This is a genomic window from Serratia sp. TSA_130.1 (genome assembly GCF_052691795.1).
Window position 1 is genome coordinate 913,717 of record NZ_JBQZFS010000002.1, and the last position, 15,146, is coordinate 928,862.

Below are 15,146 nucleotides of genomic sequence, written 5' to 3' on the forward strand. Positions count from 1 at the left end.
CCCAATAAAAAACCCGCTCAATGAGCGGGTTTTAAGAAATTCAGCTACGCAGCTTAGATAGCAGTAACGTTAGCGGCAGATGGGCCTTTGGCACCGTTCGTGATTTCAAATTCTACACGCTGGCCTTCAGCAAGCGTTTTGAAACCGTTGCTAACGATGGCAGAGAAGTGAACGAAAACGTCCTTGCTACCATCTTCCGGAGTAATGAAACCGAAGCCCTTGGATTCATTAAACCACTTAACGCTACCTTTAATCTTAGACATCAAACTTACCTTTAACGTGAATGAAAGACACAAAACCTGTGTCGATTACAGTACAGCAAGCAGGCAGGATTTTGTCCACCACCGCGATCACAGAAATCCGATAAAGAGTGAAAAAATCCGTGTTGTCCGGTGTAAATGAATGACACCGGTTGCAGTAAGTTACCGTTCCAGGTCAATCCTCTCCCTGCGCCGGCGAACAACGCGCGAACGCCTAAACCTGCCCCTTTCCCCCATCGTTGACGCGCCGTGCAAACACAATCGCTATGAAATATAACCAGATGGTCTTTTTGCTTCGGCGGCCCCTGCACTAGGGTTAGGGTTTATTTCCCACTGTGAGCCAAGCCTATGACCAGCCAGTTGGCAGACAAGATCATCGCCTATCGGCGTGAACTGCACCAAAACCCGGAGCTTTCCAATCATGAATTCGCCACCACCGCCCGCCTGACCCGCTGGCTGCAAGAGGCGGGCATTCGCCTTCTGCCGTTGGCGCTGAAAACCGGCGTCGTGGCGGAGATCGGCAGCGGCCAGGGGCCGATCATCGCGCTGCGCGGCGACATCGACGCCCTGCCGATCGACGAAATCGCCGACGTGCCCTTCAGTTCGCAAAACAGCGGCGTGATGCACGCCTGCGGGCACGACTTTCACACCTCGGTAATGCTCGGCGCCGCACACCTGCTCAAAGCGCGTGAAGCCGAACTGGCGGGCACGGTGCGCATCTTCTTCCAGCCGGCGGAAGAGACCTTCAACGGCGCCCGACACCTGATCGACGCCGGCGCGCTGGATAACGTCGCGGCGATATTTGGCCTGCACAATGCGCCGGAGCTGCCCACCGGTACCTTCGCCACCCGCGCCGGGCCGTTCTACGCCAACGTCGATCGCTTCCAGATCCGCATCACCGGCAAAGGCGCCCACGCCGCCAAACCGGAACAGGGTGTCGATACCATCGTCACCGCCAGCCAGATCGTCGGCGCGCTGCAAACGCTGCCCAGCCGCAGCTTCAGCTCGCTGGAATCGCTGGTGGTGAGCGTGACGCGCATCGAAGGCGGCAATACCTGGAACGTGCTGCCGCAAACCGTCGAGCTGGAAGGCACGGTGCGCACCCACAGCGATGCGGTGCGCCGCCAGGTGCCGGATAAAATTCGCCAGGTGATCGACGGCGTTGCCGCCGCGCTCGGCGCGCAGGCCGAACTCCACTGGCAGCCGGGGCCGCCGGCGGTGATCAACGACGCCCATTGGGCGGCGTTCAGCAAAACCGTCGCCGCCGAGGCCGGCTACCGGGTCGAAGAGGCGGAGCTGCAGATGGGCGGCGAGGATTTCGCGCTGTATCTGCATCACGTGCCGGGCGCGTTCGTCAGCATCGGCTCCGCCAGCGAATTCGGCCTGCACCATCCGCGTTTCAATCCCGATGAGCGCGCCCTCTTTCCTGCCGCCCACTATTTTTCGCTGCTGGCGGAGCGCACGCTGCAGCAATTAACCCCCGCAGCGAAAAAAGCCCTCAGCAACGCCTGAATAACGTGAAATAGTATTTCCCCGACGCCGCTGATGCCGCGCCGGGGATTATTATTTTCGCTCGCCGTGATATTTGCAGTTTTCAACATTTGAATATGCTGTTTTGTTGTTTTACATCCCGCCAGCGCTCATCAATAGTGGACGCATCAGACACCGCGCGCCTTTCGGCGCATGACAGGATAATCACGATGAGCGACAACGCGAATAATCAACGGCAATTACGGCTGGGCGCCATTCTGCACGGCGCATCGGGAAATATGTCCGCCTGGCGCCACCCGGACGCCACCGCCGACGCCAGCATCAACCTCGAATTTAATATCGCCTCGGCGAAAAAAGCCGAACAAGGGAAATTCGATTTCGTCTTCGTCGCCGATGGCTTATATATCAACGAAAAGTCCATTCCGCATTCTCTTAACCGTTTCGAGCCGTTGACCTTATTGGCCGCGCTGTCCGCCGCCACCGACAAAATTGGCCTGGTGGGCACGCTCTCCACATCCTACAGCGATCCGTTCACCGTCGCCCGCCAGTTCGCCAGCCTCGATCACCTGAGCAACGGCCGCGCGGGCTGGAACGTGGTGACGTCGCCGCTGGAAGGTTCGGCCAAAAACTTCTCGCGCGCCGAACACCCGGAGCACAGCCTGCGTTACCGCATCGCCGGCGAGTTTCTCGACGTCGCCAAAGGACTGTGGGACTCCTGGGAGGACGATGCCTTCGTGCGCAATAAGGCCAGCGGCGAATTTTTCCGCGCCGGGAAACTGCACACCCTCAATCATCAGGGGGAGTTCTTCTCGGTGCAGGGGCCGTTGAACATCGGCCGCACGCCGCAGGGCCGCCCGATCCTGTTCCAGGCCGGCGCCTCCGAAGACGGCAAACGGCTGGCGGCCAAGCACGCCGATGCGATCTTCACCCATCACGACACGCTGGAGCAGGCGCAGGATTTCTACCAGGACGTGAAGCGGCAGCTGGTGGAACAGGGGCGCGAACCGGACGACCTGCGCATCTTCCAGGGCGTGAGCGTGATCGTCGGCGACGACGATGCGGACGTCGAGCGCCAGTACCAGGAGACCGCCCGTCTGGTCAGCATCGAGAACGCCCTCAACTACCTGGGCCGCTACTTCGAACATTACGACTTTTCCCGCCATCCGTTGGACGCGCCCTTCCCGGACATCGGCGATCTGGGGCAAAACAGCTTCCGCAGCACCACCGACGCCATCAAGCGCAACGCCCGCGAGCGTAACCTCACGCTGCGCCAGGTGGCGCTGGAGGCCGCCTCGCCGCGCCCGGTGTTCAGCGGCACGCCGGAAGCGGTGGCGGACGGCCTGCAACGCTGGTTCGACGGCGAAGCCGCCGACGGCTTCATCATCAGCGGCGGTACGCCCAACGCCTTCGGGCACTTCGTCGATCGGGTGGTGCCCGTCCTGCAACGGCGCGGCCTGTTCCGCCAGGCGTACCACGGCGATACGCTGCGCGAGCACCTGGGCCTGAAGCGTCCGTTGAACAGATTCACCCAATAATAAGATCGTTTTCAGGGATAACCGCTATGCAGAAAACCGTTACCGCCGCTCTCGTGGCGGCCTTGCTGAGCCTGACCGGCGCCGCGCAGGCGGGCACCGGCATCGATTTGCAGGCCAATGAAACCCCTATCCATGCGCCGAAAAACCCGCAGGCGATCGCCAAGCTGCCGGCCGATTTCCGCTTCGTGAAGCCGGGCCGGTTCACCGTCGCGATCGCCGCGCTCAACACGCCGCCGCTGGCGCTGTTCGCCGCCGACAACCGGCGGCTTATCGGCAGCGAAGTGGATATCGCGCAGTTGGTGGCCGACAGCCTGGGGCTGGAACTGAACGTAGTGCAAACCTCGTGGGAAGACTGGCCGCTGGGGGTGGTTTCCGGCAAGTATGACGCGGCCATCACCAACGTCACCGTCACCAAAGAGCGCAAAACCCGCTTCGACTTCGCTACCTATCGCATCGACTCGCTCGGCTTTTATGTCAAAACCGGCGGCAAGATAGCGACGATCAAACAGCCTGCCGATATCGCCGGATTAAAGATCATCGTCGGCTCCGGCACCAACCAAGAAGCCATCTTGCTGGCATGGGACAAGCAGAATCGGCAGCAGGGGCTCAAACCCTTCCAGCCGATCTACGTGACCGACGATGCGGCCGCCACGCTGGCGATCCAGTCCGGCCGGGCCGACGCCTATTTCGGGCCCAACGTGCTGGGCGCCTATAAAGCGGCGCTGAATGGCCGTACCCGGCTGGCGGGCACGGTGGAAGGCGGTTGGCCCAAGGCGGCGCACATCGCCGTCACCACCCGTAAAGGCAACGGGCTGGTGCAGGCGGTGAATGAAGCGCTGAACGGCGCGATCCGCAGCGGACAGTACGATCAGGTGCTCAACCGCTGGGGCGAGAGCGTCGAACGCCTTGCACAGTCGGAAATCAACCCGCCCGGTCTGGGCGATTAGGAGCGCGCGATGACGCAAGACACTTTCATTCAGACGCTGCCGACCGACCCGCTGATCGCCCCGGTGATCGAGGGGCTGTTCGGCGAATATCGTCAGCGCTACGGCGACTATTTTGGTGACCAGGAACCGGAACCGCTGGACCTGTACGCGCCGCCGCAGGGCGCCTTCATCGTGCTGCTGCGCGCCGGTGCGCCGATCGCCATGGGCGCCTTCAAGCGCTATGACGGGCAAACCGCCGAGCTGAAGCGTATCTGGACGCGGGGCGATCTGCGCCGCCAGGGCCTGGCGCAACGGGTGTTGCAGCAATTGGAAACGCTGGCGCTGGCGCAGGGTTATCGCCGGCTCTATCTGACCACCGGCTTTCGCCAGCCCGAAGCGGTGGGCCTGTACCTGAGCAACGGTTATCAGCCGCAGTTCGATCCCACCGTCGACAGCGAGGTTTACAGCCGCCCGCCCTACGATGGCCGCCTGCCGTTCCGCAAAAGCCTGATTGCAGAGGACGCCTGTTGTTGCGCGTCGGAAAGGAAAATCGCCTAAGGCCCCTTTATCTGTATCAGGAGACATGACATGTCCAAACAAGAAGTCTTGAAAGTGGTGCCCGCCCGCTATCCGCTGCGGCTGATCGGCGCGCTGTTTTCGCTGTTTATTCTGGCCGCCATCGTGCAATCGGTGGCGGGCAACGCGCGCTGGGAATGGGGCGTGTTCGCCGAGTGGTTCTTCGCCCCGGCGGTGCTGGCGGGGCTGGGACAGACCCTACTGCTGACGCTGCTCGGCACGCTGTTCAGCATCCTGTTCGGCACCCTGCTGGCGCTGGCGCGGCTGTCGCGCTCTTACCTGCTGGCGTCGCTGGCCTGGGGGTATATCTGGCTGTTTCGCTCGCTGCCGCTGATCCTGGTGCTGATCATCCTGTATAACTTTTCCTATCTGTACGATGCCATCTCGCTGGGCATTCCCTTTACCTCGGTGGTGTTCGCCAGCTACCCGACCATCGATATCCTCGGCCAGTTCGCCGTGGCGGTGCTGGGTCTGACGCTGGTGCAGTCCGCCTATACCGCCGAGATCATCCGCGGCGGCATCCTGGGTGTGGATTACGGCCAGCACGAAGCGGCGGCGGCGCTGGGCCTGCCGGGCTATCGCCGCACCTTCCGCATCATTCTGCCGCAGGCGCTGCGATCCATTATTCCGACCGGATTCAACGAGATCATCAGTCTGGCGAAAGGCACCTCAATCGTTTATGTGCTGGCGCTGCCGGAGCTGTTTTACACCATCCAGGTGATCTATAACCGCACCCAGCAGGTGATACCGCTGCTGATGGTGGCCACCGTCTGGTATCTGTTCATCACCACCGCCCTGTCGGTGATCCAATACTACATCGAACGCTATTTCGCCCGGGGTGCGGTGCGCGAACTGCCGCCGACGCCCTGGCAGAAACTGGCCGGCTGGCTAAAACGTTAGGAGACCCGCATGTCTGAAGCCATTGATTATTACGCCTTGCCCGAACAGCCGGCACGCAACCTCACCCCGGTGCCGGCGCGCGGCCTGATCGAAATCAGCAACGTCAGCAAATTCTTTGGCAAACACAAGGCGTTGGACGACGTCAGCCTGACGCTGCAGCCGGGCACCGTGACCGTGATCCTCGGGCCTTCCGGCTCCGGAAAATCGACGCTGCTGCGGGCGATCAACCATCTGGAGCGCGTCGACGAGGGCTTTATCCGCATTGACGGCGACTACGTCGGCTATCGCCGCAAGGGCAACCGGCTGTACGAGCTGAAGGAAAAGGCCATCCTCCGGCAGCGCATCAACGTCGGCTACGTGTTCCAAAACTTCAACCTGTTCCCGCATCTGACGGTGTTGGAAAACATCATCGAAGCGCCGGTGGTGCACAAGATCCACTCCCGCGAACGGGCGAAAGCGGTGGCCTATGAGCTGCTGGATACGGTCGGGCTGCGCCACAAGGCGGACGCCTACCCGCGCCACCTCTCCGGCGGCCAACAGCAGCGCATCGCCATCGCGCGCGCGCTGGCTCTGAACCCGAAGGTGATCCTGTTCGATGAGCCGACCTCCGCGCTCGATCCCGAGCTGGTCGGCGAAGTGCTGGACGTGATTAAAGGGTTGGCGGATCTGGGCGTCACGCTGGTGGTGGTGACGCATGAAATCGGCTTTGCGCGCGAAGCGGCGGATCGGGTGGTGTTTATGGTCGACGGGCAGATCGTCGAGCAGGGCGATGCCAGACAGGTGCTGGCTCAGCCGCAGCACCCGCGCACCGTCAACTTCCTCAACAAAGTACTGTGAGCGTCGGGGCGCCGATGCGCCCCGCGCAGGAGCAGGTTAGAGGCCGGCGAAACGCCGCTTCTCGGCGGCGAAATCCAACGGGCGGATCCCCTGCTGGTTTTTGTCCTCTTCGGTCAGCAACGCCGGGGGAATAAACCAGGTCACCTCAAACAGCAGCCCGTCCGGGTCGTGACCATAAATGCTTTTGTGCACGCCGTGATCCTCTTCCAACCCGAGAATGCCGCGTTCGGCCAGCTGATGGCGAATGCGCTCCAGCTCTTCCAGGCTGTCCACTTCCCAGGCCAGATGATACAGCCCGGCCGGCGGCTCATGCTCCGCCGGCGGCTCGCCGTTGGCGCGAAACACCCCGGCGCGCTGCTGGCCCAGGTTCTTGCTGAACAACGCCAAATCGTGATCGTTGTCCGAGTCGGCGGCCTGGGTAAATACCGCCCGATCGGGGCTGTCGGACGGCTTCAGCTTGAAGCCCAATACCTGATGATAAAAGTCGGCGCTCTGCCGCACGTCGCTGACGTACAGCACGGCGTGATTGAGACGTTTGATGCCCATCGCTATTCCTTTTTGCGCATTGAATAAAGTCAGCATGAACATAGCATGTCGCTGGGAAGCCGCTAAATGCCGTTATCGCATGACTAAATGCCGCCCGCGCAATCTGTCGCTGCAAGGCATTCCGCGCTATCATAAGCGCTGTATTGAACCTTTTTGTGAGAATAGCGATGAACGGCAAGATAACGACTTTTTTTGAAGACAAAGGCTTCGGCTTTATTACCGACGAGAACGGAGAAAATCGTTATTTTCACGTGATTAAAGTGCAAAACCCGGAGCTGATTAAGAAAAACGCGGCGGTGACCTTCGAACCGACCAACAACACCAAAGGCCCGTCGGCTTATGCGGTCAAAGTGTTGGCGCCCAGCAAATACATCATCATCGCCAACGAAAGAATCAAGATCGCCAGCATCAAGTCTTTCAACACTTTCACCAAGGAAGTGCCGGTCAAAGCCGACGTGGATAAAGAGAACACCGTGCTGTCGGTCGGCCTGCTGATGAACCGCATTCGCCCGCAGTCCGAAGACCAGGCGCAGACCATGCAAACGCTGCGCATGCTGACCATTACCACTTTCCAGAACACCACCCATACCTTCTCCGAGCACGAGATCGATATGGATGAGACCATCAAGGCGCTGAAAAGCCTGTAAGCGCCGGTTGCCCAGCGTCGAGCCCTAGCGGAACAGGATATGCTCGACGCTGTTGCCGTTCACCACGTTGAACGACTCCACCCGATTACGCCCCTGCGATTTGGCGCGATACAGCGCGATATCCGCCATATTCATCAGCTGCTCCAGCGATTTCACTTCGTTCATCGCCAGGCTGGCTACGCCGACGCTGATGGTGATTTTCAACGTCTGCTTGCCTTCCTCCTGCAGCTCCGTCTGCTCCACCAGCCGGCGCAGATGCTCCCCCAGCGCCACGCCCTGCGCCGCCAACGCGCGCGGTAGCATGATGGCGAACTCTTCCCCGCCCAAGCGGCCGAATAGCTGATCGTGCCGCAGCTCGCGCCGCACGATATGCGCGAACGACGCCAGCACCTGATCGCCGGCGCTGTGGCCGTGCGTATCGTTGATCTGCTTGAAATGATCGATATCGATCAGCAGTAACGACACCGCTTCTTTGGAACGGTGCTTGTGCTCCAACAGCTCGCCCGCTTTGCGCGTCATCGCGCTGCGCGCCAGCACGCCGGTCAGGAAATCGTGGTTGGCGCTGTGCTCCAGACGCCGCATAAGCTTACGGTTGGCCGCGATGGAACTGGCGAGGATCAGCGGCCCCATCACCAGCATGGCGATACCCAATCGGGCGGACATCAGCGTGTCGAGGAAGGCATTATGGTTGTTCGGCGTTTCATACAGCACCAGGTTGGCGGAGATGCTGCTGATCTCAGACATACCGGTCAACAGCGTCAGCAACGTCACCGGGAACAGCTGGTAGCGCACCGCGCACCACAGCAGCGCCGGGATCGGGAAGGCGATCGCGCCCGGCCCGCCGATATAGACGCTGAACGCCAACGACAGCAGCAACGCCAGCAGCGGCAGGCAGCCTTTCAAGCGCCAACGCACCTGCATGCGCAATAGCTGTTTCAACCGCGGCGCCGCCATCAGCACCGGCAGCAGCAGCAGGGTCGTCGAAAACTGTTCGCTGAACCAGGCCAGCCAGGCGACCACCACCGTGTTGTTGTACAGGCTATCGTTGCGCAGCACGGACAGCGTCGACGCCACCGCCGCACCGGCCAGGCTGGCGCTGAACATATAGAGTATCGCCTGGGGTTTACCCATGCGCCGTTGAGATTGCGGCAGCATCAGCATGATGCCGTAACCGACGACGATCAGCGACATGTTGCAGGCGTTCAGCCACAGCGCCAAAGACCAGCCCTCGCCGGTGCTGAGATCGGCGGCAACCATGCCCAGATAGGTCGTGAGCCAGCCGAGCGGCGTGGCGTAAGCGGGTTTGCGCAGCAGCAGGCCGAGCAGAATCGCATTCACCGGCCAAAATAAAGAAAGCGAGCCAATCGGCCGGCTAAGAATGCCCACCAGGGAAAGTAAAAAGGCCAGCATGAAAAGATTGATAAGCTGAACCGTAAGCGGCAGGCCATGCCTGGCGTTTATTCTGGCGTTCATCGCCTCGCCCATATTTTGCTAATAACCAGAATAATAATGTGCATACTCTCTCGCCCGGCCAGTGAGGGATAATCAACCCGGATTTCAACCAAAAAAGCCAGACAAATCAATAATAAAAAGCATTAACAATTAATTAACAGACTTTTCTTAACCTAATGTGGCGGCGGTGGACTCCCCCGCATACCGTCGGAAAATAATGCTCAGCTCTGCTGACAGCATAGCGCAAAGCGTAATAGGCCGCCGACGACGTTAATTACATTAATAATATTGTGGTTATTACTCGTTGAATGATATTTGAATAACTACGTGATTATTTTCCTGCAACTGGGCCGCTCGTGCAATAACAACCCAAAAAAAGCCCGCCTTAAGCGGGCTTGCTTGAACAACAGCAAATCGACAGTTACGACATAGCCATTCATTGCATGCCTGTGCTGCCATGCAGTGTAGCGGCGAAAGCTTAAGCAGACCTTAGCAACAAAAAACCCGGCCTAGGAACCGGGAATATTTGTACGAAATGCAGCGTTAGCCCAAGCAGGCTAATAACATTTCGCAGCTTACACGCCAAATGTGCAGAGAAAATGAACGCTGCACGCGGCAAGGCCTTACGCCAGTTTGGCGGCAAAGCCCGCCACGCGCTGGCCATAGAGCTTGGCGGTTGCCAGATCGCCCGACAGCATCTCGTCCACGCCGGCATCCGACGGCGTTTGCACCAACAGCCCCACCGAACCGCCCAGGTTGTTGACATCGGTACGCTGCGCCGATTTGGTGTTGGCCGGCAGCAGCCCCAGGCTGACCCACAGGCCGCCATGTTGCGAAGCCAGCGTTTGCAGCGCTATCAGCGTGACCTGTTTGTCGCCGTTCAGGCTGGCGCTGTTGGTAAAGCCGCCGAACACTTTGTCCTGCCACTTGCGGCCGAACCAGGCTTTGGAGCTGGCGTCGGCGAATTTCTTGAACTGCCAGGACGGGCCGCCCATATAGGTCGGTGAGCCAAAGATGATGGCGTCCGCCTCATCCAGCTTCTGCCACGCTTCATCGCTGATATCGCCTTCCTGATCGATAGCGATCAGTTCGGCCCCAGCGCCTTCCGCCACCACTTTCGCCAAACGCTCGGTATGGCCGTAGCCGGAATGAAACACCACTACTGTCTTCGCCATAGAAATTCTCCACTCATTGCACAGAGGCGCCGACGACGCCCATCTCGCGTTCAATCTAATCAAGCGCGCAACGGCTGAATACTGAATAAAACTGACGGTGTTATTCAAAAAAATCGCGCTACGCGCCGCCGGGTATGCGCAGATAAAAAAAATCCCGCACAAGGCGGGATAAACTTAACAGGGATGGGGTAATACACTACAGGGAATGGATAACACACAACATCATCGGGTAGAGCTACAGTACCAATCCCAATGTATAGAACTGTCATCCCCGCGTAAGTTTGCTCGGCCAGATGTAACGCCGAATGGGAAATATGACATTCCGCTCAAGGCACCACGAATAGCCTCGACTCGAAACCGCCGCTTTTGAAGGTGCCGGTATTGACCCACCCCGGCGGCGAACGGCCGAAGTCCTGATTGAAATCCCCGCCGCTGACCAGCCAGACCCGGCGATAGCCTTTCGCTAACGCACTGAGGTTATCGACGTAGGTCTGCGCCGCCCGATCGTGGAAAAAGGTGCCGAAACCATAGGCATTGGGCTTGCCCGAAATGCCGTTGGGCCTGGCGGGGGTATACAGCAAGGCGCGATAGCCCTTCTTGTTGTAATACACATAGCTCAGGTAGTTGAACATGTTGCTGACCACCACCGCATCGTTGGGCTGATAGTTACTGTTGATGTAGTGCACCATCACCTTGAATTCATCTTTCTCGACCGGATAGTCGTTGCGCACGCCGCAGCCGAACAGCAGGCTGAAGAACAGCAGCAAAGAGATCCCGCGCACCCGGCTTTTCGTACCGGCGATCAGCACGCCCAATACCAGCGGAATGCCGAGCGCGGCGGAATAAAGGTAGCGATCGACAAACAGCGGCGAACGCCAGGAAATGGCGAATACCAACGTCACCGGGATCAGCATGCCGCCGAGCAGCAGCAGCGCATATTTTCTCGGCATCTGGCGCCGCCACAGCAGCAGTGAACATAAGGCGACAAACATCGCCGGCAGCAGCCAGAGAATGATCGTGGGATAGTTGCTGCCATCATGCCCGGTGAGAAAACGCCAATACATCGCCGGCAGATCGCCCCAGGCAACCTGAGGGATCCAACCGACGTCGCCGCCGACCCGCAGTTCGGCAATATGCGCCAGCAGATTGAGCAGCACCAGCAGCCAGGGAATATAGGCCACTCCAATCGCCGCATTGGCCCCCCACCACGCCGGCAGCCTGATGTAACACTCGCCTTCGCGGCGGCACGACAGCGCCAACACCACCAGCCAGTGCGCGATCAGCGTGAAAATCGTGAAGTAGTGAGTATAAAAGCTCAGCGTCATCAACAGCGCATACAGCGCCAGATAGCGGCGGTTATCCGGCGTTTTCAGCCACTTCGCCAGCGCCATGGCGGCGGCGATCGCCAGCAGCCCCATCAGCGCGTACATGCGCGCCTCCTGGCTGTAACGCACCGCCATCGGCATGATCGCCATCAGCCATCCCGCGGTCAACGCCGCCCGCTCGTTGGCCAACCAACGGGTAAAACGCATCGCCAGCGCCACCGTCATCACGCCGAACACCAGGCTCAGCGCGCGGGCCGCCATAATGCCGTCGCCAAACAGCACCATCCAGCCATGCAGCAGCAGGTAATAAAGCGGCGGGTGAACATCGAAGGAAGCATGGTACAGCAAAGCGCCCACATCATAGCGGCTGGTCAGCACGCTGGAGGCCTCGTCGCACCAAAAATACCGATCCGTTAAGGAAATAAACCGCACGATCGCCGAAAACGCCACGATCGCCAACGCGTAATGTTTGTAACCGATGCCTTTTAAGCCGTTATTGCTCAAAGAAACATTCGATACCTGTTGCAGTGACATAACCGCATTCCGCCCAAGAGAACCACACAGTGTGGAGACGCAGCGTCATCATTGCCGACGGCGGGTAAATGGCGGGTAAATCAGTGCGAAAAAATCGGCGCAATCACCGCGGCGGCGCACGGCCCTCAGCGGATTTCAACGGTGATGTCCGGGTAGGCCTTCTCCCCGTCGCTGAGGTAATGCCCCAACGCCCGGTAAGCCATGACGTACAGCACGGCGGCGCCGCACAGGCACAGCAAGGTCACGAGAAAGAATCTGGATTTGCGCACGATAGGCTCCATGGGGAAATTTTCACCTATTGTAACGCGGCAAAATAAACGAAGGTTCAATTGGCGGCGGGTCGTTTGCCCTACGGCCGCTCTGTCGATCCATCAAAGCATTGGAGCGAGCTGAGCGGCAGCGTTATTGGCCATACGAAAACATGCTGCGCAGCGGGCCGACACAGCGCAGCCTGGCATGCGTCATGTTCCCGGGTACGGATGGGTCTCGCGCCAATGGTCCGCTATCTGCTGCCGCGTACAGACCCACACCCGTTCGTGTTGCTGGATATAATCGAGAAAACGCTGCAGCGCGCGAAAACGCCCCGGCCTGCCCAGCAGACGACAGTGCATCCCCACCGACATCATCTTCGGCGCCTCCTCGCCCTCAGCGTACAGCACGTCGAAGCTGTCTTTCAGATAGGTGTAAAATTGCTCGGCGGTATTAAACCCCTGAGCGGTGGCAAAACGCATGTCGTTGGCGTCCAGCGTGTAAGGAACGATCAGGTGCGGCCGACGGCTGCCGTCGCCGCACGCCACTTCGCTCCAGAACGGCAAATCATCGCCGTAATAATCGCTGTCATAATCAAAACTGCCCTGCTCCACGACCAGTTGCCGAGTGTTGGGGCTGTCGCGCCCGGTATACCAACCGGTAGGCGCTTTGCCGAACAGGTCGGCCAGCACTTGCACCGCTTTTTGCATATGCTCGCGCTCCTCAGCGATATCCATATGTTGATAATGGATCCAGCGCCAACCATGGCTGACCACATCGTATTTCGCCGCTTTGATCGCCGCGACAATCTCCGGCTGGCGCGCCAGCGCCATCGCCACGCCGAAGACCGTCAACGGCAGGCCACGCCGGCTGAACTCGCGGTGGATCCGCCAAAAGCCCGCCCGGCTACCGTATTCGTACAGCGAATCCATCGACATATGGCGCGCCGGATAGCTGGCGGCGCCGATAATATCGGAGAGAAACTGTTCCGATCCCGCATCGCCATGCAGCACATGATTCTCCGCGCCCTCCTCGTAATTGAGCACAAACTGCACGGCAATCCGCGCGTTGCCCGGCCAGCGCGCATGCGGCGGATCTCCGGCGTAGCCTCGCAGGTCACGGGGGTAATTCTCATCGACAATGACCATTCTTCATCCCTTTAAAATAGATTTAACGACTGAAATTGACCGCTTAACGCTTTGGTTTCGGGATAGGCCAAGTCCCCTTGTTTGCTGGTCGATAACCCCAACGCCACCAGCGACTCCACCATTTTTACCGCCGCGCTGACGCCATCAATCACCGGCGCCCGCAGCTCGCGGGTCAGTTCCTGCGCCAGCGTCGCCATTCCGCCGCAGCCGAGCACAATCGCCCCGCAGCCATCCTCTTTCAGAGCACGGATGCAGCGCTCGCGCACTTTCTCCTGCGCCAGCCCGCTGCCGTCCTCCAGCGCCAGCACCGGCAAGTCAATGGCGTGCAGCGCCGCGCAATGCTGATGAAAACCGTACTGATGCAGCAGGTGGCGGGCGATAATCAGCGTGCGCGGTAACGTGGTGACGATCGAAAAACGGGTCGCCACCATCGACGCCATATGCATCGCCGCTTCCGCAATGCCGATCACCGGCCCCTGCGCCAGCTCGCGCGCGGCCAGCAATCCCGGATCGCCGAAACAGGCGATCACATGACCGTCAACGCCCTGCCGTCGCCCCGCCCTCACCTGTTCCAGCACGCCGATCGCCGCGATGGCTTCGTCAAAGTGCCCTTCAATGGACGGCACCCCGTCGCGCGGACACACCGCCAGGATCTCGGTGCCCGGCGCGGCGGCGGTGCGCGCGGCAGCGGCGATGGTGTCGGTCATCGCCTGACTGGTGTTGGGGTTGATAACCTGTATGCAAACAGAAGACATCACGGCTCCTTGTAACCGGCGAACAGCCGGGAAAAATCGGGCAGGCTGACGCCATCGCGCTCAAAGCGCAGGCTGGCGACAATATGATCAAAATGGCGCATCAGGGCGTCGCTCAGAGGCTGCAGCGCTTTATCCCGCAACAAACCGACCAACTGCTGATGATCGTCGCAACGGCACCCCTGCCGCCACGGCGCGCCCCAGGTGGCGATGACCAGGGAAGAACGCTGGCAAAGACGCGTCACCATGTCGGTGATAACCGAATTGCCCGAGATCGCCTGCAGCTGAATATGAAAATCGGCGGAATAGCGAATCGCCGCCGGGCCGTCGTAAGCCTCATGCACCTGCTGTTCCAGCTGAATAATGCGCTCCAGTGCCGCCAGATGGGGCGCCCGACAGCGGGCGATAATATCGGGAAGGTTGGCGACCTCCAGCAGCGCGCGCGTGCGGAAGATAGCCTGCGCCTCTTCCACCGTCGGGCTGGCGACATATGCACCACGTTTGGGCTTCAGGCTAACCATTTGCACAGCGGCGAGTCGTTGCAGCACCTTACGGATGCCGGTGCGGCTCACGGCAAACACGTCGGACAACGCCTCCTCCGGCAATTTGCTGCCCGGTGGCAGCTGATGCTCGACAATCGCCGTCATCAACGCCTGATAAATGGTTTCATCTTTGTCCTGCAGCGCTGGCGCGGCCTGGAGACAATGTTCAGTATTCATTCACCCACTCCGGTTTCACCTATCGATAGCAAAATCGTATACATAACGCTCGGTTTCTGTATGCAAAATCAGCC

Annotated in this window: 14 protein-coding genes and 2 pseudogenes; 7 read left to right on the forward strand and 9 right to left on the reverse strand. The window is 59.7% G+C overall.

Annotation, left to right across the window (positions count from 1 at the left end):
• Positions 1–53: 53 nt before the first annotated feature.
• Positions 54–263: a transcription antiterminator/RNA stability regulator CspE gene (gene cspE / locus ACUTQY_RS11150; protein ID WP_004940030.1), complete on the reverse strand. Its 210-nt coding sequence runs from the start codon at positions 261–263 to the stop codon at positions 54–56.
• A gap of 345 nt (positions 264–608) precedes the next feature.
• Between cspE and ACUTQY_RS11155 the strand changes: the two genes are divergently transcribed.
• From ACUTQY_RS11155 to ACUTQY_RS11180, 6 genes are all read left to right on the forward strand, one after another.
• Positions 609–1,772: a M20 peptidase aminoacylase family protein gene (locus tag ACUTQY_RS11155; protein WP_033651144.1), complete on the forward strand. Its 1,164-nt coding sequence runs from the start codon at positions 609–611 to the stop codon at positions 1,770–1,772.
• Positions 1,773–1,960: 188 nt separating this feature from the next.
• Positions 1,961–3,286: an LLM class flavin-dependent oxidoreductase gene (locus ACUTQY_RS11160; protein ID WP_046686562.1), complete on the forward strand. Its 1,326-nt coding sequence runs from the start codon at positions 1,961–1,963 to the stop codon at positions 3,284–3,286.
• A 26-nt stretch (positions 3,287–3,312) separates the two neighbouring features.
• On the forward strand, positions 3,313–4,233 hold the full coding sequence (locus ACUTQY_RS11165; protein ID WP_046686561.1) for an ABC transporter substrate-binding protein: 921 nt from the start codon (positions 3,313–3,315) through the stop codon (positions 4,231–4,233).
• Between the two features lie 9 nt (positions 4,234–4,242).
• Positions 4,243–4,770, forward strand: coding sequence for a GNAT family N-acetyltransferase (locus tag ACUTQY_RS11170; protein ID WP_016928789.1), 528 nt, complete (start codon positions 4,243–4,245; stop codon positions 4,768–4,770).
• Positions 4,771–4,800: 30 nt separating this feature from the next.
• Positions 4,801–5,688 carry an amino acid ABC transporter permease gene (locus ACUTQY_RS11175; RefSeq protein WP_004940038.1) on the forward strand — a complete coding sequence of 296 codons (888 nt, stop codon included), beginning with the start codon at positions 4,801–4,803 and terminating at the stop codon, positions 5,686–5,688.
• A gap of 9 nt (positions 5,689–5,697) precedes the next feature.
• Positions 5,698–6,525, forward strand: a complete 828-nt coding sequence (locus ACUTQY_RS11180; RefSeq protein ID WP_015376924.1) for an amino acid ABC transporter ATP-binding protein — start codon at positions 5,698–5,700, stop codon at positions 6,523–6,525.
• 36 nt (positions 6,526–6,561) lie between these two features.
• Here the strand turns inward: ACUTQY_RS11180 and ACUTQY_RS11185 are convergent, their stop codons facing one another.
• On the reverse strand, positions 6,562–7,071 hold the full coding sequence (locus ACUTQY_RS11185; RefSeq protein WP_015376923.1) for a VOC family protein: 510 nt from the start codon (positions 7,069–7,071) through the stop codon (positions 6,562–6,564).
• A 167-nt stretch (positions 7,072–7,238) separates the two neighbouring features.
• Here ACUTQY_RS11185 and ACUTQY_RS11190 point away from each other — a divergent pair, with 167 nt between their 5' ends.
• Entirely contained in the window at positions 7,239–7,718 is a 480-nt protein-coding gene (locus ACUTQY_RS11190; protein ID WP_038877408.1) for a cold-shock protein, read from the forward strand.
• Positions 7,719–7,742: 24 nt separating this feature from the next.
• On the opposite strand, the gene ACUTQY_RS11195 is transcribed toward ACUTQY_RS11190, so the two are convergent.
• The 7 genes and pseudogenes from ACUTQY_RS11195 to ACUTQY_RS11225 all read right to left on the reverse strand — a co-directional run bounded on the left by ACUTQY_RS11195 (position 7,743) and on the right by ACUTQY_RS11225 (position 15,072).
• Positions 7,743–9,191 (reverse strand): GGDEF domain-containing protein, encoded by a 1,449-nt coding sequence (locus ACUTQY_RS11195; protein WP_342188260.1) that lies wholly within the window; start codon positions 9,189–9,191, stop codon positions 7,743–7,745.
• Positions 9,192–9,793: 602 nt separating this feature from the next.
• Positions 9,794–10,345, reverse strand: coding sequence for a flavodoxin family protein (locus ACUTQY_RS11200; protein ID WP_033642149.1), 552 nt, complete (start codon positions 10,343–10,345; stop codon positions 9,794–9,796).
• Positions 10,346–10,671: 326 nt separating this feature from the next.
• Positions 10,672–12,204: a glycosyltransferase family 39 protein gene (locus ACUTQY_RS11205; RefSeq protein ID WP_046686560.1), complete on the reverse strand. Its 1,533-nt coding sequence runs from the start codon at positions 12,202–12,204 to the stop codon at positions 10,672–10,674.
• 125 nt (positions 12,205–12,329) lie between these two features.
• Positions 12,330–12,473, reverse strand: coding sequence for a hypothetical protein (locus tag ACUTQY_RS11210; protein ID WP_162837200.1), 144 nt, complete (start codon positions 12,471–12,473; stop codon positions 12,330–12,332).
• Between the two features lie 192 nt (positions 12,474–12,665).
• A pseudogene (gene puuE / locus ACUTQY_RS11215) lies at positions 12,666–13,520 on the reverse strand (allantoinase PuuE); the annotation flags it as partial.
• Positions 13,489–14,356, reverse strand: a pseudogene (locus ACUTQY_RS11220) (aspartate/glutamate racemase family protein); the annotation flags it as partial. The pseudogenes puuE and ACUTQY_RS11220, both read right to left, overlap by 32 nt.
• Positions 14,356–15,072 (reverse strand): GntR family transcriptional regulator, encoded by a 717-nt coding sequence (locus ACUTQY_RS11225; RefSeq protein ID WP_033651130.1) that lies wholly within the window; start codon positions 15,070–15,072, stop codon positions 14,356–14,358. The pseudogene ACUTQY_RS11220 and the gene ACUTQY_RS11225, both read right to left, overlap by 1 nt.
• Positions 15,073–15,146: the final 74 nt, after the last annotated feature.